Below are 17987 nucleotides of genomic sequence, written 5' to 3'. Positions count from 1 at the left end.
ACTATTCAGGGCGTAAACATCTTCAGTTGTCGTAGCGGTTCCACAACTTTTCAAACTCGGATTCAAAGCGAAACAGCAGCGCCGGATCGCTGGTGATGATAAAATTCTCTTCGTTTTTTTCAGACGCACTCCGGGTCCAGTTGTAGCTGCCGGTCAGTACGTATTTCGAATCAAAGAGTGCAAACTTATGATGCATATGATACTGGCTGCGGTCAATGCGAACCGGAATCCCGGCACGCGAGAGACGGTCGATATCGGAACCGGGATCAAAGGATTTATCATCATCGGAGATGATACGCACCGAGACACTGCGGCGGTGCGCTTCCTGTATCGCCTCGGAAACACGGTCATCGGTAATTGTGAAGACACAGATATCGATCTGACGAGTCGCTGAGCCAATCATTCTGCAGATGCGATGGGCACATTCATCGTGTGGACTGAACCAGGCTTCCGACTTCATGGCAGAATCTTCACTGGCCGGCCGCGAGAGGATCTTCATCACGTCTTCCAGCCAGCCGAGGCTTTTTTCACGCATACCGGGGACCGGCTGCTGATCTTTGAAGATCTGAAACGCCTCAGCACGGATGAGAGCCAGATGGTGGTCTGAGAGGTTCAGATGATCAAAAATCTGATTCAAAGCGGAGCGTTCACTGCGGGTCATCTGAAAATCTTCAAACGTCTGCAGCAGCATCTTTCGAATTTGTGAACGATCCATGATGGTCTCTTACCGGGGGCAGGCTACAATAAAGACAGGCAGTGCAAGCTTTGCGCACTCAATATTTTATAGTAGCGATTCCCCAGGGATTGGAAAAGACACTCTCATGAAAGTTCTCATTTCAGGAAGTTCCGGACTGGTCGGTTCGGCGTTATGTCAACGACTCGAAGCAGAACCCGACTGTGAAATCGTCCGCCTGGTCCGCAAGCAGTCACCAGATACACAACAGACTTCGGTCGTGTGGAATCCTGCAGAGGGACAACTGGAGCCCCAGGCATTTGATGGTGTAGACACAGTGGTTCATCTGGGGGGCGTCAATATAGCCGGCAAACGCTGGTCCCCGGAAGTGAAACAGAAAATCTTCAACAGTCGTTTTCAATCGACTTCCCTGCTGGCCAGTCAGCTGGCGACACTGGAACAGAAACCGACCGTCTTTCTCTGCGCCTCCGCAGTTGGCTTCTACGGAGATCGTGGTGAGGAACGACTCGATGAGTCCAGTCCACGGGGAGAAGGGTTTCTGGCCGATGTCTGTCAGGCATGGGAACAGGCCACTTTACCAGCCCAGGATGCGGGCATCCGTGTCGTCAACATGCGATTCGGCATGATTCTCGACCGCAAGGGAGGGGCACTGGGACAGATGCTGACGCCATTCAAAATGGGCGTCGGAGGCAGGCTCGGCTCGGGAAAACAATACTGGAGCTGGATCGCACTGCCGGATGTGATTAACGCATTGCAGTTCTGCCTCAACCACAGCGAGCTGGCAGGACCGGTCAACTTTGTCGCCCCGGATGAAGTTACCAATCTGGAATTCACAAAGACCCTGGGAAAGGTCCTGTCACGTCCGACCTGTCTTCCCGTTCCTGCGTGGGGCGTCAAAACCGCGTTTGGCGAGATGGGACAGGAACTGATGCTGACCAGTGCCCGGGTGGTTCCGAAAAAGCTGAACGAAGCGGGCTTTCAGTTCCAGTATCCGCAACTGGAAGATGCATTCCGCAGCGTTCTGTAGTTCAGATTACTGCAGGATGGGGAGCGATGCACCGGTCTGATGCTGGTATTCGCGGGTAATGATATTCCCGATCAGCGTCGTGGGGGTCACGTCGATCACCTCGACATCAGCCAGCGAACCAGCCAGTCGGGGATTTCCATCGAAGACCACAATCCGGTCACACTTGGAACGTCCCATCAACTGTTCCGCCAGCGATTCTTTGGATACGTTATCGCTGGCCTTTAGGGCAGACTTACTCGGACCTTCGACCAGCACTTCAACCTGTTTGCCGATGAATTCTGCGTTGTCTTCTTCGCTGATTTCGTTTTGCAGATCGAGCATTTCGTTATTACGGCGTTTTTTGACATCCTCGGGAATGTCGTCGGCAAATCGCTCGGCCGCCTTGGTTCCAGGACGCTCGCTGTACTTGAAGATGAAGCTGTTTTTGAACCGGAATTCGCGAATTGAGTCCAGGCTCTTCTGGTGTGACTCTTCAGTCTCACCTGGATGACCGACGATGAAGTCGCTGGAAACCGAGCAGCCGGGCAGAATCTCGTTGATGCGTTGCATCATGTCCCGGTAATCTTCGACCGTGTATCCCCGCTTCATGTGCTTCAGAACGTCGTCGCAGCCATGCTGCAGCGGGACGTGCAGGTAGCGGGTTGCCTTGGGCAGGTCCCGGATTGCTTCCAGCAGGTCGTTGGTCATGTCTTTGGGGTAACTGGTAACGAATTTGATACGATCGATGCCTGCGACATCATGGATCAGGTAGAGCAGGTCAGACAGGCGGAAGAGTTTTCCGTCCTGCGTGTGTTTGTAGCTGTTGACGGTCTGTCCCAGCAGTGTGACCTCTTTGACTCCCTGATCGGCGAGTACTTTGACTTCGGACAGAATTTCTCGTGGTGAACGGCTCTGTTCGGGGCCGCGCGTCGAAGGGACCACGCAGTAGGAACAGAATTTATCGCAGCCGATCATAATGCGGACGAATGCCTGGTAAGGCGAAGGTCGCATCTCCGGATCACGCAGCGGATCGTAACTCTGGAAACTGTTGGTGATCTCATCCCGCTTGCCGTCTTTTCGTCCCAGTCCGACAGCCAGTTCCCGGCTGCGTTTATTCTGGCTATGATTCACGCGCGCTTTGTCGATCAGGTCGGCGACCTGTGCCAGTTGTCCGGTGCCGACTACGAAATCGACCTGGGGGGCTTTCTGGAAGATCAGCTTCTGGTCTTTCTGAGCCATGCAGCCCATCACGCCGATCACTTTTTTGGGGTTCTTACGGGCACCGTAGCGAAGCCGCCCCAGAGAGCTGTAAATCTTATGCTCTGCGTGTTCGCGGACACTGCAGGTGTTGAACAGAACGGTCTCCGCTTCTTTGACGTTCTGGGTCAGTTCATATCCCCGTTTACGCAGGTCAGCTACCACGAGCTCGCTGTCCAGCATATTCATCTGACAGCCGACGGTTTCGATGTAGAGCTTATGGTTGTGGTCGGTCACCACCGCATCCGGAGCGGAATCTGCCTGGACTGCTGGTGGAACTTCCTGCGTGATTTCTTCTGATTGAGACATGAACTGTAATACTTATTCAATTGAGAGAAAGGCCAATCCAGAAAGCCTTGAAGTTCCCACGAAAATCAGGGCAGAAACAGAGCAGATGAGTCTCAGGCTGCTGAAGCGTTCTGGTCCGCGGGAGACAGCTCTGAATGCTGGTCGGGTGTCTGACCCTGGGATTTCTTCCCTTTGGGGGCGAGTTCCTGCGTATACTCGATTGCCAGTTGCTGGACGACGACTTTTTTATGGTGAGACATCAGTGAGGCAAGCGATTTCAACGCTAACAGTGATGCAACGACATACAAAAACAAATTCCAGACATCCATGTCAATCCTCCCTGAGATCCATGGTGGCGCTTGCAGCGAATTATCAGTGACGACCCGGCGGTATACTCCTTTAAGCGCTTCGTATATCTATTGATACGAAGATCGTTCAGGTATTCTTGGCAACACCTGTTAATAATTCAATATCATTTTGCCCAGTTTCATGAAACCTACGCAAAAGAATCATAAAAACTAAGCATTTATGGCAAATCAGCCCTGAAATCCTGCCTGAAACAGACCCGCCTCAGGCAGGGCAGGTTCGGAATTACTCGCGGACGCGTTCCACATAGGAACCCGTGGCGGTATCAACTTTGATTTTTTCGCCCACATTAATGAAGGCGGGAACGTTCACCGTAGCACCTGTTTCAACAGTCGCTGGCTTGGTAACGTTGGTTGCGGTGTTACCTTTTGCAGCAGGCTCAGTGTAAGTGACTTCCACGATCACCTGTTGTGGGGGATCCATGCCGATCAGCTGATCGTTCCAGAACAGCAGACTGCAGATGGCTCCATCCAGAAGGTAATCAGCGGCGTTACCACAGACGGCTTCATCAATGGCGTATTGCTCATATGTCTCATTGTCCATGAAGTGCAGACCGGTCGCATCTTTATAAAGAAACTGACCGTCTCCCTTGCGAATATCAGCCTGTTCCAGGCTTTCACCACCACTCTTATAAGTGCGGTCGAGAATGGTGCCCTTCAGCAGATTACGCAACCTGGTGCGATACAGGGCCTGTCCTTTACCCGGCTTGACGAAATTGACCTCGATCATTTCGTATGGATCACCTTCGACAATAACTTTAATACCCTTGCGAAAATCGCCTGTACTGATTTGTGGCATTACTTGATTTCTCTGACAATGATGGAGTGGTAAAAAATACGTTTGAGTTTTATTTCCAAGGGCGAGAGAATAACATATCTTTCAGCCGTTGCAAACGGAGAGCAGGCGAATTGTAAGGCAATTCTTGTCCCCCTGGCATCCCTCTACAGCCCCTCGTTAGCGAACGGGAATGATCCCGTACCATTACTTCGGTAGGCAGGGCATGGATTTTCGTTTAAACCACTGGAAATACTGGCGTTAATGTCTTCTACACTCCCGGAAACCACCTGGCAGCAATCACTGGCGCAGTCCATTCGCGATCCACGTGAATTACTGGCGCGTCTGGATCTGCCAGAGGCGCTGTTACCTGCTGCGGAAAAAAGTGCCCTTTTGTTCCCATTGATGGTTCCCCCCAGTTTTCTGGCACGGATGGAACCGGGAAATCTCCAGGATCCCTTGTTGCGACAGGTGCTCCCGCATCTGAACGAACAGGAACAGGTCCCTGGCTTCCGTCTCGACGCGGTCGGCGATTTACAGGTCAGGTCGACTCCCGGTCTACTGCAGAAATATCAGGGTCGGGCATTGCTCATCGCCAGTGGGGCCTGTGCGATACACTGTCGTTATTGTTTCCGCAGACACTACCCTTATGGAGAGGAGCCACGGACCCTCGCGGAATGGGAGTCGGTCTGGCAGGCCCTGGAGCAGGACAAATCCCTGCATGAGGTCATTCTCAGTGGCGGTGATCCGCTGATGTTGACCGACGCCCGCTTGCGCGTGTTTTGTGAACGGATTGCCGCGCTACCGCACGTCAAACGATTGCGAATTCATAGCCGTCTCCCTGTTGTGTTGCCGGATCGTATCCATCCGGGGCTGATCGAGATCTTGGAACAGGTCAAATCTGCCGGGACCACTGTGTGGATGGTGATCCATGCCAATCATCCCCGGGAGATTTCAGGTGACGTTGAACAGGCGATTCAGCAACTGATGCAATCTGGTATCCCAGCTCTGAATCAGGCGGTGCTGCTCAAAGGGATCAACGATGATGTGGATACTCTGGAAGCCTTGTGCGAAAAGCTGATCAATCTGGGAGTGATGCCTTATTACTTACATCAACTGGATCGCGTCAGCGGTGTGGCCCACTTTGAAGTCCCGGAAGAACAGGGCAGGACGCTGATTCGCGAACTGCGTACCCGTCTGCCAGGCTACGCGGTCCCGCAGTATGTGCGGGAGATCAGTGGAGAGCCGCACAAAACTCCGCTGACAGATTAAGTATTAGCGGCGTTTGCAAGATTCTGAAATAACGTTTCAAAGCGCGCCCCGCGTTCCTGGAAGTTGGCAAACCAGCCATAACTGGCGCAGCCCGGCGAGAGCAGAATCACGTCGCCGGGAGCAGACTGCTGCCAGGCCCAGTCAAATGCGTTCTCAAATGAATCCTGCGGTTCTGAAATCACTGACGTCGCGAACGACTGTGCCTCAACCCGCAGACTCGACATGAGCCCTGCAAGTTTGACTCCGGTATCTCCCATCAGGGCGGTTGCTTTCGTACGCGAGAGCAGTTCCCGGGAAAACGGGGTCAGGTCGACCTGTTTATCGTAGCCCCCCGCCAGGGCAATGATCTTTCCCGACTCAAACGCTCCCAGTGCGCAGATGGCCGACTCAGGTGTGGTCGCCAGTGAGTCATTATAGAACCGCCGACCGGCATGTTCCCCGATAAACTGCAGGCGATGTGGCAGGCCCTGAAAACGTTCCAGTCCCCGTTGGATTGTTGCTGGTTCCAGGTCAATACAAAGTCCTGCTGTAATGGCAGCGGCAGCATTCAAACGATTATGCGAACCTGGTACAGAAAGTTGGGGCTGAAAAATCCCCTCGAACTGGTCAACATGAAAACCCTGCTCCTGAACCAGTACATCCGTGTTCAGCGCTGCATCGCTGCCAAACCTCAGTACGTTTCCCGGGTAGTCCCAGTTTCTCAAATCAGGATCATCGCCGTTGATGATGGTTGTTTCATCCGCGGTCTGCCAGCGTGAGATTGTCTGCTTCGCGTGCCGATAATGCTCGAGGGACTGATGCCAGTCGAGATGATTCGCACTGAAGTTGGTCACCACTGCCAGTTGGGGACTCAGCTGTAAACGATCCAGACCATGTAACTGGAAGCTGCTCAATTCCAGGATGACCCAGTCTGTGGGTTGAATCTGTTCAACCTGCGGCAACAGGCTGACACCAATATTGCCCCCCAACCAGCAAGTACTGCCTGACTCGGAAAAGACGGAATGAATCATCGCGGTCGTGGTTGATTTTCCATTGCTGCCTGTGACCCCGACTATGGGTGCAGGGTTCAACTGCCAGAACAGTTCGATTTCGCTGGTCACGGGAATCTGTTCCCGCTCCGCCTGAGCGAGCAGGGGATGCTGCGGGGGAATCGCGGGATTCAGTACCAGCAGGTCTGTGGCTGGTAATTCCTGGGTTTTCTCCCCGAGGAAATAACGAATCCCTTGGATGTCCGCTAACTGCTGGTGTGACTGTTCCAGCTCACTCGCGCTCAAGTTATCCAGGACGGTGATCTGTGCTCCCTGATCTGCCAGAAAGCGAGTGACAGCGATGCCTCCCCCGAACCGGCCCAACCCCAGAACGGTAACCCGTCGGTCCTGCAGGTTCTGGTTTTGAATGTGAAAGGGAATCAGGGACATGTGCGCGGTTTCATCTGTTGAGTTGCTGGCAGGCGAGGGTCTGTCGTGCCGGCATTCGCTGGATATTCAAAGTGACCTTGTATCAGTAGGTTTGCATATTTCATAAATCCGCGGTAGGCTGATTTCGAAACAAAATTTACCAAAGGCTCCTGATTAAGAGGACAGGCCTATGTTAATCGCCGCCGAATCGAATACCTGGCTCGGGCTCCATACTGCAGACTGGATTGTACTGGGTCTGTATTTCGTCGTCATTCTCGCCATTGGTCTGTGGTCGGTGAAAAAAGTAAAAGATATGACCGACTTCTTCATGGGGGGCCGCCGGTTCGGCAAAGTCTTCATGATGTTCTTCGCCTTCGGTTCGGGAACCAGCAGTGAGCAGGCCATCAGCGTGGTCGCGGGAACCTGGCGGGCTGGACTCGCGGGGATCTGGTGGCAGTTTCTCTGGCTCTGGGCAACGCCTTTCTACTGGATCGTCGCTCCGATTATGCGCCGCATGCGGGCCCTGACGACCGCCGACTTCTTCGAAACCCGCTTTAATGGCCCCACCGCGGTGCTGTATTCCTTTTACGGTATCGCCATCTCGATCACCTTTATTGCCGGGGGACTGTTCGGTACCGGAAAAATGGTGGATGCCCTGACGGGAAATGAATTGGACCGCATCGCCGTCGAAGCGAACTTCATGGTACCGGCAGCGGAATGGAACACGGAAACCAAGTCGTTTCAGATTACCGAACGGCGTCTGCAGGGCTATGAGTACGCGATTCTGGCAGTCACAGTCATGTTCGTGATCTATGGCATGGCCGGTGGTCTGGGGGCAGCGATTATCACAGACTTTATCCAGGGGATTCTAACGATCATCTTTTCGTTTCTCCTGCTCCCGTTTGTGTTCTATGAAATAGGCGGATTCGGCGAACTGAACCAGAATGCCGACCTTAAAAAAGGGATGCTGGATTTGACCGTCAGCCCGGAACTGGCTGCCACGATGGGCGAACCGATCACTCCCTTTTACGTATTTATGCTGTCCGTCACCGCACTGGCCGGGATCGTAATCCAGCCCCATATTATGGGCGTCTGTGGTGCAGGGAAGACGGAATATGAAGGCCGTTTCGGTTTCACGGTAGGGAACTTCCTAAAACGATTCTGCACGGTCGCCTGGACGTTCACCGGACTGGCCTGCATCGTCTGGTACATGGGTGACAGCAGTCCTTTGAAAGACTCACCCGATCCGGCAGATCAGGCGGTCTACCAGTCACTCGTGATGCGTGCCAGCCCCGAATACAACGCACTTTCTCCTGAGGAAAAAGAAAAAGTCGATAGTGCAGACCGTGATTTCGCTGATAAACTTTTCGGAATGGCTGCCCACGATATCCTGCCGCGAATCGCACCGGGATTAATCGGGCTGCTGCTGGCATCGCTGTTGGCGGCGGTGATGAGTACCAGTGACGCCCAGATGATTATTTCCAGTGGCCTGTTTACTGAGAACATTTATCGCAAATGTATGGTGAAGAATAAGTCGCAGCGGCATTATCTCTGGGTTGGTCGAATTGCCGGCCTGGTGATCGTGATTCTCGCCCTGATTCTCCAGACCACATTTACCGACATCATTCATGCGCTGAAAATCATCGTCAAAACGCCGGCCTGTATTGGAATCAGCCTCTGGATCGGCATTGTCTGGCGGCGTTGGAATGTGATTTCCGTCTGGGTTTCGACTTTGACCGGCATCCTGGTCTGGATCGGCGTCGCTTTCCATGCAGACGTACTCTATAACTCCGGTATTCTGCCTGAGGATATGTTTAAATCTCCCACTGAAATGCGGGATGTCTGGCAGATGTTCTTCTTCATGAGTATGGCGATCCTCAGCGGAGTGCTTGTCAGTTTCATTACGCCACGCCAGCCACAGGAAAAACTGGATCATTTCTACAAGCTGATGCATACCCCCGTGAAACTGGATGAGCAAATCGATGCGCCCTGTACGCTGCCGTCGGAACCAGAGCCGATGGGACAAAAGATGTTCCCGAATTCGAAAGACATCGAAATCCCCAAACCTACGTTTCAGGATCTGGGAGGGTTCATTCTGGCCTGGTGTGGTGTAGCTGCGATTATCTTCCTGACGAACCTGCTGTCGAAACTCGCCTGATCCTGCTGCTGAATATATGGAGTTCGCGCTGACAGGCATCTAAGATCGTAAGTGCGAAAAAAACAGCCAGAAACAAAAACGTTTCTGGCTGTTCGAAATTGTGATGAAGCTGTTTCAGCTCTATTTAGTCGCGGTAAGTCACAACAACTTTACCACGATGAGATTCAACGACCACTTTATATTTCCCGTAGTCAAATACTTTGCGGCGACCATCTTTGCTGCAACGAACGCACTCGCAGGCACATTCGGGAGCACAGATTTCGACAGCAACACAGCCTGGCTCACAACAGCTTTTCTTGGGAGCACAGGGATCGACAATGGTGACAATCTTCGGATTTGAGCAGGGAGCGATGTTCCTGGTTTTTCTGTATTTGACACAGTCAAACATGGGAATCGCAGGGGAAGCAACGTGGTGTTCGTAAGGTTGAGGGGTCAACTCGGGCATTGGTTCAGGCAGAACAGCAGGAGGTGCCGGAGGCGGAGCTGTTGTCTGACTCAGCAGGAATCCCTGACCGAAATTGAGGGAAGGGCCCTGAGCCTGAGCTGTTGTAAGGGTGAGGGCAATCATGCCCAACGTGTAACAAACAATCTTGTTCATCTCTCATTTACTCCTTTTGCTACCAGGGTGAACTCCATGATGGCAGCTGATTGATAAAAATCAATGTTGTGTGTCCCCAACAACGCGCCTGTGTTAATTCTCCAGAAGTCAATAACAGGCTATTGAATAGTCAGGAAACGAATTTTTTCTCGGTTGTCCACCACTCAAGTATAACTTCCGCAAGTGGGAAGTCTCGACTTTTTCAACTGTGTGTGTGAAAAACCGGTACCAGTTACGCACCTGATAATGGTCAGAAATAATAAGTGGAGTTTGAGTTGACAAGGGCCGTCCGCCATATTTTTACGCAAACAACCAAACGCACCCGCTTATCCTGATCGGAATATTTTTACAGCTGGGGATGCTTACAGTCAGGTAATCCCCGGTCTGGAAGCATGGCCTGGTTCATTAGACACATGGTTTCCATGATTTGCTGAGGGTGAGGCACCAGAGGGTCCATCCAGACCTGTAAAACCAATTTCATAAACTGGGCAAGCTGGAGTTGCATCTCCCGCGAAGATCACACATAATCTAATTGGTTTTATTTCAAGGACTTGAGGGAGTCATCCATGAACAAGCCATCTCGGCACAGGTATCGAAAACCAATTCGCAACTTCTCACTGGCCACAGGTACGTTACTCACACTGTTCCTGTTCACTGGATGTGGTGGAAATGATGCTCCTGCCCCCGCGCCAGCTCAACAACAGGCCCAGACGCCCGCTCCGGCTGCAGCGACTCCACAGGTAGCACAATCAACGCCAACTGAAACAAAACCGACACCTGCCCCGGCGAATGACGGGCAGAAAATGATCGACGGGATCCCCTATGATGTCTGGTTTGACAATCCGCTGGCTGTCGCGGGCGATAATCAGTCAGTTCAGCCCGTTGCTCTACCTGGAAACAATGTCGCAGCCAATACCACTCCTGCTCCCGCGGGAGAAATGAAAACGGAGACTGCACAGGCGAGTGCCGGCGGCGGTTCAGGCGCGGACTGGAAAACAATTATCCCCATGCCAATTCTGGAATCGCAGGTCAAAGACATTCGTAATCGTCTGACCAAGAATATGCAGTCGGTCGGCACCTATAATACGAGCTATCTTGAGATACCCACATTTACTGCAACCCTGGCGGCACTGGCTGAAGTTGCGAATCAGCATTCAGAAGATGTCGGCTGGAAAAAGAATGCCAAGTATCTGCGGGAGCTGGCAGCCGCTTTCACAGCAGAGCCGCTGATGCGTGGTGCCAAGTCCTATCGCGCCATGCAAGTTCCCTACGAACAGATTATCGTGATTCTAAACGGCAGTGCCCCTGCGGGACTGCCTGAAGCTGACGATAAGAAACCCATCGCCGAAGTCGCCTCAATGGGCGATCTGATGAAACGCGCTGATATCGCCTACAAATGGCTCAAATCGAATGTCGGAAGTGCAGATGCCCTCAAAGCAGAAAAAGAGAAGGTCATCGAAGAAGCACACCTGCTTGCAGCGATTTCCAAGATCATCACACTGGAAGGTTACGGCTATGTCGATGACAAAGGCTTCCTGGGGCATGCCAATCCGATGCAGGAAGCCTGCCTGAAAATGGTGGAAGCTGCCAAGAACGACAATTTCCAGGAGTTTGATCAGGGAATGTCCCGGGTCTACAAATCCTGCACGGAATGCCATAGCGAATACAAAGAGTAAAAACATCCCTCAAGGCGAAACGACTCGCCGCGTTTCTGGTCTGACAGCCGCTAAGAAGAGAGGAAATCGACGGAATGATTGACAACTGGTGCTGCCCGAAAAGAATTACCTGCCTGCTGATTACGATTCTCTGTCTTTCCATTCCGGCGCAGGCGGATGTTATCGAACTGGTCAACGGTCACAAAGTGCAGGGGGATGTACTTAAGCAGGGCTCAGATTATCTGCTGGTAGACATCGGCATTGAAGTGCTGCGGATTCCCAGCGATCAAATCCGCTCCCGCACCAAGTCGGAATCAATGTCTTCCAATAAAACCAGTGTTTCCCAGAGTAAAGACAAATTTTATTCCGTCGCGGAATTGCCCGCGAAAAGCATCAAAGAACTGGCTCGCATCTACGGCGAGGCGGTCACGCTGGTGCAGACACCCAGTGGACTCGGCTCCGGTTTCATTATCAATGACCGCGGCTACTGTGTCACCAATTATCACGTGGTTGAAAAAGAGACGCGAATCGCCGTCACCATTTTCCATCGGACGAAAAGTGGTGAATTCCAGAGACGACAGATCAAGGATGTCGAAATCATTGCTCTGAATCCATTTTTCGATCTGGCATTGCTGAGAATTCCTCTTCAAAAAGACTTTCCATTCCGGCAGGTGTACCTGGCTGAGGATGATTCCCAGCGTGAAGGAGAAGAGGTATTTGCAATTGGAAACCCGCTGGGACTGGAACGCTCCGTCTCGCGCGGCATTATCAGTACGCGTAACCGGAACATGCAGGGGATCGTCTATATTCAGACGACAACGCAAATCAATCCGGGAAACAGCGGTGGGCCTTTGTTTAACTCTCGCGGCGAAGTGATCGGCGTCACCAATATGAAGCTGATCCTGGGAGAAGGTCTGGGCTTTGCGATTCCGATTTCCTATGTCAAACATTTTCTGGATAACCGTGATGCGTTTGCGTTCGATAAAACCAGCCCCAATACCGGTTATCGTTACTTTGACGCACCGCGCAGAAAATCTGCTGAAAATGAAAGTAAATAAAAATTCCTGCAACCCGCGTTCATTCAGGCAGGTAATGTCCCTGCCTGCTGCTATGCAGACTTCCGGGCCAACGTTGAAAGTCTGATTGCAGGTTGATCTTGTCAGATATTTCAGACTTGCTACAAATTAACAGTTACCGAAATTGTTGCGCTCTGGTGGTTCGACAGATTGGAAGAGTTGATCCAGCGCGAAAATTTTTAAATCCCCTCAGGTAGAGAAAGAATGAAGGCTCCCATGAGAAAGCCACTTTTGTTTTTCACTTTCATGTTGATGCAGGCGATGTTCCTGTTCTCCGCGCAAGACACGTCTGCTCAAAACCGGGTCACTGCCGTGCAGCGGATCCCCGATGATTCCATGCTCTACTTCTCCATTCCGGATGTAGAACTGCTGGAAGAAAAGTGGGCACAGAGCTCGATGGCGGAAATGGTCCGTGATCCCGCCTTCGCTGACATGAAAAAAGACCTCATCCAGCTTGTGGAAAAATACTCGAAACTGTTCGAGGCAGAGACCAACCTGGGCCTGAGTAATGTTCTCAGCATTCCCTCCGGAGAATTCGCCATCGCGTTCGTCAAAAGTGATGAAGGCAAATTCGGCGGTCTGGCTTTCGTCGAGTATGGCGAGAGCGGCGAAATCGTTGAGAAGATTCTGGAAAAAACCGCTGAGGGGCTCGACAAGGAAGGTGCAGAACGAACGGTTCGCAGTGTCGACGGCACCAAGATCACCATTTTTTCCTTCGAAAAAGAAGGTGATGATGAAGGTCCTGTCAAAGTTCCCCTGGCTAAAAAATTCGCTTACTTCCTGAAGGATAAAACATTTGTCGCTTCCAATGATGACAAAATCCTTGAAGGAGTTCTCGGCCGCTGGGATGGCCAGGCACAGGGAACACTGTCCAGCAAGAAAGAGTATCAGTACATCATCGATAAATGTTCTGATGCAGATGCGCCTGCTGTCATGCACTGGTACATGAACCCGATTGGCGCGCTGCAGTCGATCCTGGGAGTAGCCAGCCGTGTCAATCCTCAGATCGGTATGGTTCAGGGATTCCTGCCCGCACTGGGGATCACTCAGTTGAAAGCTGTTGGCGGTTCCAGCTATGTTGCTACCAAGAATTTTGACGCGATCACGAAAACCTTTACCTACGTTGATCAGCCCACGTCCGGCATCATTGATATCTTCAAATGCCCGGCGATTGCTCAGCAGCCTCCAGTCTGGGTTTCAGACAAGGTCTCGTCTTACTATTCAATCAACTGGAGCATCACTGGTGCTTACGATTCGATCGAAACCCTCTTCGATGGATTCCAGGGGCGTCCCGGTGCATTGGCTGCCATCATTGATCAGATGGCTGACAATCCCGATGGCCCCAAGATTCACATCAAAAAGGACATCGTTGATAACCTGAGCGGTCGAATTCAGATTGCGACCGAAATCAAAGAAGGTGAGCAGATTGACCTGACTCAAATGTCTGGTCAGTTTGTCGTTGCTCTGGGGCTCAAAAACTCTGATGCATTCCAGAAAATCATCGCATCGGTGACCACGCGGGATGATTTCCCGGGGCAGGCACGCGAATTCCAGGGCACGACCCTGTATCAGTTGCCTGCTGCTGTTCTGAAGTCTCCCGCTGATGCTGCTTTCTGCATCGCAGAAAACCAGCTGTTCATCTCCAACGATGTCAAACAGATTGAAAGCATTCTGCGGAAGGATCGGGGAGTCGGTTCGCTGATCAACAATCCGAACTATAAGCAGATCGCGGAAAACTTCCCCGAAAAAACCTCGATCATCAACTACCAGAATGCAGACGCACAGCTGCACGCCCTGTATGACCTGATCAAGAAAAACCAGGATCAGATTCAGGTGGAAGGGCTCGATCTTTCCAAGCTGCCACCGTTCTCATTCTTCCAGAAGTACCTGCCTGTCACGGGCGGATACACAATCCCCGATGATCAGGGATTCTTCAGTTCTAACTTTTCCAAGAAACGGGCGAACTGAATTTGATTGCTGAACAATCGCTTAACCCGGTGAGGTCACTCACCGGGTTTTTTCATGCGCAAACGAATATTTCAGTTCCTGCAATACTTTTCGACACGCGACGGGTTTAATCGTATAATGGCAGCTTAATGCCTGTTATCGTCTGTAAATCTCCCGTTGTTTTGAGGAAAGTGACGACCATGCAACGCTTATTTCCCGTACTGGCTCTCGTCGGTCTGACTGGTTTCTCGCTCAGCCCCCTCTCGGCAGCACCTGAAGAAGAATCATCAGCGCAAGAAAAGGTATTCCAGCAACTGGATAAAAACGCTGATGGCACGATCTCGGCAGATGAAGTTCCTGAAGGGAAGCAGCGCTTCTTTGAGTTTCTCCTGCGTTCAGGCGACAAAAACAAGGATGGTCAACTCACAAAGGACGAGTTTACAGGCGGTCTGAAAAAAGAAGATCAGAAATTCGAGCCCGGCGGAGAACGCCGATTCGATCAGGGGCCCCGATTCTACAACCGCTTCCTGAGTCAGCTGGATCGCAACGGCGACAAAAAGATTTCGAAAGACGAGTTACCCGAGCCGCTACGCGAACGAATGGAACCGCTGTTCCAACGATTAAATACCGACGAAATATCACTCGAACAAATGCAGCGCATGGGACGTATGTTGGGAAACGGACGTCCGCCTCGCCCCGAAGGCGCGAACATGAACTCCCAGGAACGGGCCGGACGTTTTTTTAAGTCTCTGGATACCAACGGTGATGATAAACTGACGCTGGACGAAGCCCCCGAGCGAATTCGTCCCTTCCTTAAACGGCTCTATGAGCGAGCCGGGAAGGACGGTGATGCGGAACTGACCCGGGAAGAATTCATGAAAGTGATGGCGGAATTCCGTCCTGCACAACGTCCCGAACGGCAGAGCAGGGAGCGTAGCCGAAAACCAGCTGAAGAGGATGGTGAAATGAAGCGTCCCGAATTGCAGATGCAGGAACGCTCCCGCCCACGGTTTGGGACAAACTTTCCTCGCTCTGGGCCGGCCTTCATACGTTTCGTTGATCAGAACGGTGACGGAAAACTGAGCAAAGAAGAACTGCAGCAGGTTAACCGCTGGTTTGACGAAGTCGATCGTAACCGGGACGGTTTCCTGGATCGGAGTGAAATTGCAGGTGGGGAATCACGGAGCCGACAGCGCACCCGAATTCCGCTTTCCCTCCAGGAACCCAAACGACCTGCAGCGGATCAACCGGAAAATAAATCCAAAACCGAGGACACAGAGAAAAAAGCAGACTGAGCCTGAACTCAGGAGCTTTGTTCCTGAGGCGCCGCCTGTTCAATCAATGGTGGCGGGCTGTCTGTTTTCTGCAGGTGTTGAACCCAGGCGGGAGGCAGGTTGAACCAGATCCAGTTCGTACGGATCCGGTACTGGCTGGTATAGCTCCGCATGATCTGATCGATCTGACAAATCCGCTCGTTCTCGGGACCACGCGATACGACTTTGCGAACCGGTCGGACATACATGTACTCGAAATACGAGAGCACTCCCCCCGGTTTCAGCAACCGAAAGTAGGCCTGAAAGATTTCGCTCACCAGATCGGTCGGAAAATTGTTCAACGGCAGTCCAGAGACGATGTAATCGTACTCCTCACCAACGCCGTACTCCTGCAGTGGGCAGTTGTGAATGGAGGTCAGGTGTTTGATTTCCTGAAAAGCACGTTCGGCATCGAACCGATTATGCAGAATTTCGACGAACTTCTCATTCAGTTCAACCAGGTCCAGTGAATCTTCCGGGCGAATCTGTTTGACGATCTCGCGGGTCACCGCGCCGGTACCCGGACCGATCTCCAGAACCTTCTTGGGGCCCTGATGGCGTTTCATCGGCTCCGCCATGTTGCTGGCCAGAAACCGGCTGCTGGGAGCGATGGCCCCGGTTGTTTCAAATGTCGTTCGAAACTGTTTAAAAAATTCCAGATAATGCGACACGTCCAGGTTCCCGGGATTCAATCAAACGACAGAAATTTAACAATAGCTCAGGAAAGTTTATCACGGCGGGCTGCGCCAATCTGCTGCGCCTGCGTGACAATATCGACTCCGACTTCCTGGCTCCAGGCGGCGATCATCTGCTGATACACGGGGCCCGGCTTTCCTTCTGAAAGGAAATGATCATTGTAACGCGTAACGGGCATCAGACAATAGCCACTGGAGGACGTCAATGCTTCATCTGCCTGAAGCAGCATTTCTTCAGAAATATCTGTTTCCACATAGTCCAGTCCCAGTTGCTTCGCTAATCGGGCCACCATCATCTGGCTGATCCCCTGCAGAACATATTCCGGACGGGGTGTCAGGATCGTCCGGTCCTGGACCAGGAAGAAATTCCCGATGGTGGTTTCCGCAACATATCCCTGTTCGTCAAACAGCAGGGCACTCGCTGCGGGAACCTGTTTGCGAATCAGTTTATCGGCACGAAACAGATGGATCCGGCTGCGGGACTTTACCCGCGGATCAAAGACCCGGGGATTGAGCTGCTCCACTTCCGAGCGGATCAGGTACTGACCGCTGGTATATTTCTGATCCCACAGCTCAAATGCGAGTGGGAAGGTGTGGGCACAAACAGTGGGAGTGCGGCACTGTTCCAGGGCTGCCAGCCCCAGGTAAGGCAGATTCTGACCTGCGGTAATAAAGATCGTCAATCCCAGGTCCTGTTCGGTGGAGAGCAGAGAAGCGTTCTGTTCAACCAGCGACAGACAGATCTGTTTGAGCTCGGATCGGGACATTGGTGTATCGATGCAGGCATAGTCCAAGGCAGACTCGAGGCGTTGCAGATGCTCATCCAGCATGAAGGGACGCTGCTGAAATGTGCGTACCATTTCGGTTACGGCCGCACCATAGACGATTCCCAGATCCGAAACTGCCAGCCGGGCTTGCGACTGGGGGATTATTTCGCCGTTCAGATAAGCCTGGGGCTCGGACATCGTTTGACTTCGTACTATGCGAGAGGGAATATAGAGAGTAAGTCAGCCCTACCGTTTCCGCTAGTATCCGTAATAGACGACAGGCGCTGGATAGGCAACCGGTGCCGGAGCCGAATAAACCGGAGGCGGTGCATAGTAAGGCGATGGGTTATGATAAGGCGACTGGTACTGTGAGTTCAAGTAAGGCCGTCTGCCAAACAATCGGACCTGCATATACATCGTGTTGGCCACCATGCGGCAGCCGAGTGGAAAGGCAGAACACTCACAGCGGCGATGCAGTTCCTGCTTCAACTGCAAATCGCAATAACGCCTGTTGATTCCGGGTATCTGGTAGCACTGATCGTGCTGGGCGCAGCTGCCTCGAAAATCGGCACCCATAAATCCCTGCGGCGTCAGTCTCTGCAGCAGGGGTGCCCCGTCGGGTCCACAAGGGTAATTACTGCACTGAGCCCGGGCTGCGGAGGGCAGCAGCATGGTCAACGCTGCTAAAATCACCAGCCCTGACGCCACATTCTTGATCTTCATC

16 protein-coding genes are annotated in these 17987 nt (G+C 52.3%); 7 read left to right on the top strand and 9 right to left on the bottom strand.

All coding sequences use genetic code 11. The annotated features are described in order from the left end of the window. Window positions 1–22 precede the first annotated feature (22 nt). A complete protein-coding gene (locus tag HG66A1_RS14715) occupies window positions 23–715 on the bottom strand; it encodes a phospholipase D-like domain-containing protein (protein ID WP_145185242.1) in 693 nt (230 codons plus the stop codon). Window positions 716–821: 106 nt separating this feature from the next. Between HG66A1_RS14715 and HG66A1_RS14710 the strand changes: the two genes are divergently transcribed. Beyond that, the gene (locus tag HG66A1_RS14710; RefSeq protein WP_145185239.1) at window positions 822–1721 is read left to right on the top strand and encodes a TIGR01777 family oxidoreductase; all 900 of its coding nucleotides are present in this window, start codon (window positions 822–824) and stop codon (window positions 1719–1721) included. 6 nt (window positions 1722–1727) lie between these two features. On the opposite strand, the gene miaB is transcribed toward HG66A1_RS14710, so the two are convergent. From miaB to efp, 3 genes are all read right to left on the bottom strand, one after another. After that, the gene (gene miaB, locus HG66A1_RS14705; RefSeq protein WP_232106839.1) at window positions 1728–3266 is read right to left on the bottom strand and encodes a tRNA (N6-isopentenyl adenosine(37)-C2)-methylthiotransferase MiaB; all 1539 of its coding nucleotides are present in this window, start codon (window positions 3264–3266) and stop codon (window positions 1728–1730) included. A gap of 92 nt (window positions 3267–3358) precedes the next feature. Next, window positions 3359–3574, bottom strand: a complete 216-nt coding sequence (locus HG66A1_RS14700) for a hypothetical protein (RefSeq protein WP_145185236.1) — start codon at window positions 3572–3574, stop codon at window positions 3359–3361. A 262-nt stretch (window positions 3575–3836) separates the two neighbouring features. After that, window positions 3837–4409: an elongation factor P gene (gene efp, locus HG66A1_RS14695; protein WP_145185233.1), complete on the bottom strand. Its 573-nt coding sequence runs from the start codon at window positions 4407–4409 to the stop codon at window positions 3837–3839. A 240-nt stretch (window positions 4410–4649) separates the two neighbouring features. Between efp and epmB the strand changes: the two genes are divergently transcribed. Further along, window positions 4650–5657: an EF-P beta-lysylation protein EpmB gene (epmB, locus tag HG66A1_RS14690; protein WP_145185229.1), complete on the top strand. Its 1008-nt coding sequence runs from the start codon at window positions 4650–4652 to the stop codon at window positions 5655–5657. Here the strand turns inward: epmB and murD are convergent. Beyond that, window positions 5654–7075, bottom strand: a complete 1422-nt coding sequence (gene murD, locus HG66A1_RS14685) for a UDP-N-acetylmuramoyl-L-alanine--D-glutamate ligase (protein WP_145185226.1) — start codon at window positions 7073–7075, stop codon at window positions 5654–5656. The two genes, epmB and murD, sit on opposite strands and share 4 nt — an antisense overlap. 169 nt (window positions 7076–7244) lie before the next feature. Here murD and HG66A1_RS14680 point away from each other — a divergent pair, with 169 nt between their 5' ends. Continuing rightward, window positions 7245–9212 carry a sodium:solute symporter gene (locus HG66A1_RS14680; RefSeq protein ID WP_145185223.1) on the top strand — a complete coding sequence of 656 codons (1968 nt, stop codon included), beginning with the start codon at window positions 7245–7247 and terminating at the stop codon, window positions 9210–9212. 124 nt (window positions 9213–9336) lie between these two features. On the opposite strand, the gene HG66A1_RS14675 is transcribed toward HG66A1_RS14680, so the two are convergent. Next, window positions 9337–9810 carry a hypothetical protein gene (locus HG66A1_RS14675; protein WP_145185220.1) on the bottom strand — a complete coding sequence of 158 codons (474 nt, stop codon included), beginning with the start codon at window positions 9808–9810 and terminating at the stop codon, window positions 9337–9339. Between the two features lie 566 nt (window positions 9811–10376). On the opposite strand from HG66A1_RS14675, the gene HG66A1_RS14670 reads away from it, so the two are divergent. From HG66A1_RS14670 to HG66A1_RS14655, 4 genes are all read left to right on the top strand, one after another. Then, window positions 10377–11486, top strand: coding sequence for a cytochrome c (locus HG66A1_RS14670; protein ID WP_145185217.1), 1110 nt, complete (start codon window positions 10377–10379; stop codon window positions 11484–11486). Window positions 11487–11560: 74 nt separating this feature from the next. Next, window positions 11561–12523 carry a S1C family serine protease gene (locus HG66A1_RS14665; protein WP_145185214.1) on the top strand — a complete coding sequence of 321 codons (963 nt, stop codon included), beginning with the start codon at window positions 11561–11563 and terminating at the stop codon, window positions 12521–12523. Between the two features lie 234 nt (window positions 12524–12757). Then, window positions 12758–14509: a hypothetical protein gene (locus tag HG66A1_RS14660; RefSeq protein WP_145185209.1), complete on the top strand. Its 1752-nt coding sequence runs from the start codon at window positions 12758–12760 to the stop codon at window positions 14507–14509. Window positions 14510–14688: 179 nt separating this feature from the next. Further along, window positions 14689–15783: an EF-hand domain-containing protein gene (locus tag HG66A1_RS14655; protein WP_197997148.1), complete on the top strand. Its 1095-nt coding sequence runs from the start codon at window positions 14689–14691 to the stop codon at window positions 15781–15783. Window positions 15784–15791: 8 nt separating this feature from the next. On the opposite strand, the gene HG66A1_RS14650 is transcribed toward HG66A1_RS14655, so the two are convergent. The 3 genes from HG66A1_RS14650 to HG66A1_RS14640 are packed head-to-tail and all read right to left on the bottom strand — an operon-like array spanning window position 15792 to window position 17986. Next, window positions 15792–16472 carry a class I SAM-dependent methyltransferase gene (locus HG66A1_RS14650; protein ID WP_145185203.1) on the bottom strand — a complete coding sequence of 227 codons (681 nt, stop codon included), beginning with the start codon at window positions 16470–16472 and terminating at the stop codon, window positions 15792–15794. A gap of 47 nt (window positions 16473–16519) precedes the next feature. Then, window positions 16520–17461, bottom strand: a complete 942-nt coding sequence (locus HG66A1_RS14645; protein WP_145185200.1) for an aminotransferase class IV — start codon at window positions 17459–17461, stop codon at window positions 16520–16522. 60 nt (window positions 17462–17521) lie between these two features. Next, window positions 17522–17986, bottom strand: a complete 465-nt coding sequence (locus HG66A1_RS14640) for a hypothetical protein (RefSeq protein ID WP_145185197.1) — start codon at window positions 17984–17986, stop codon at window positions 17522–17524. Window position 17987: the final 1 nt, after the last annotated feature.

The sequence above is a fragment of the Gimesia chilikensis genome (genome assembly GCF_007744075.1).
Lineage (GTDB): Bacteria > Planctomycetota > Planctomycetia > Planctomycetales > Planctomycetaceae > Gimesia > Gimesia chilikensis_A.
This window is presented reverse-complemented; position numbering and strand designations above follow the sequence as displayed.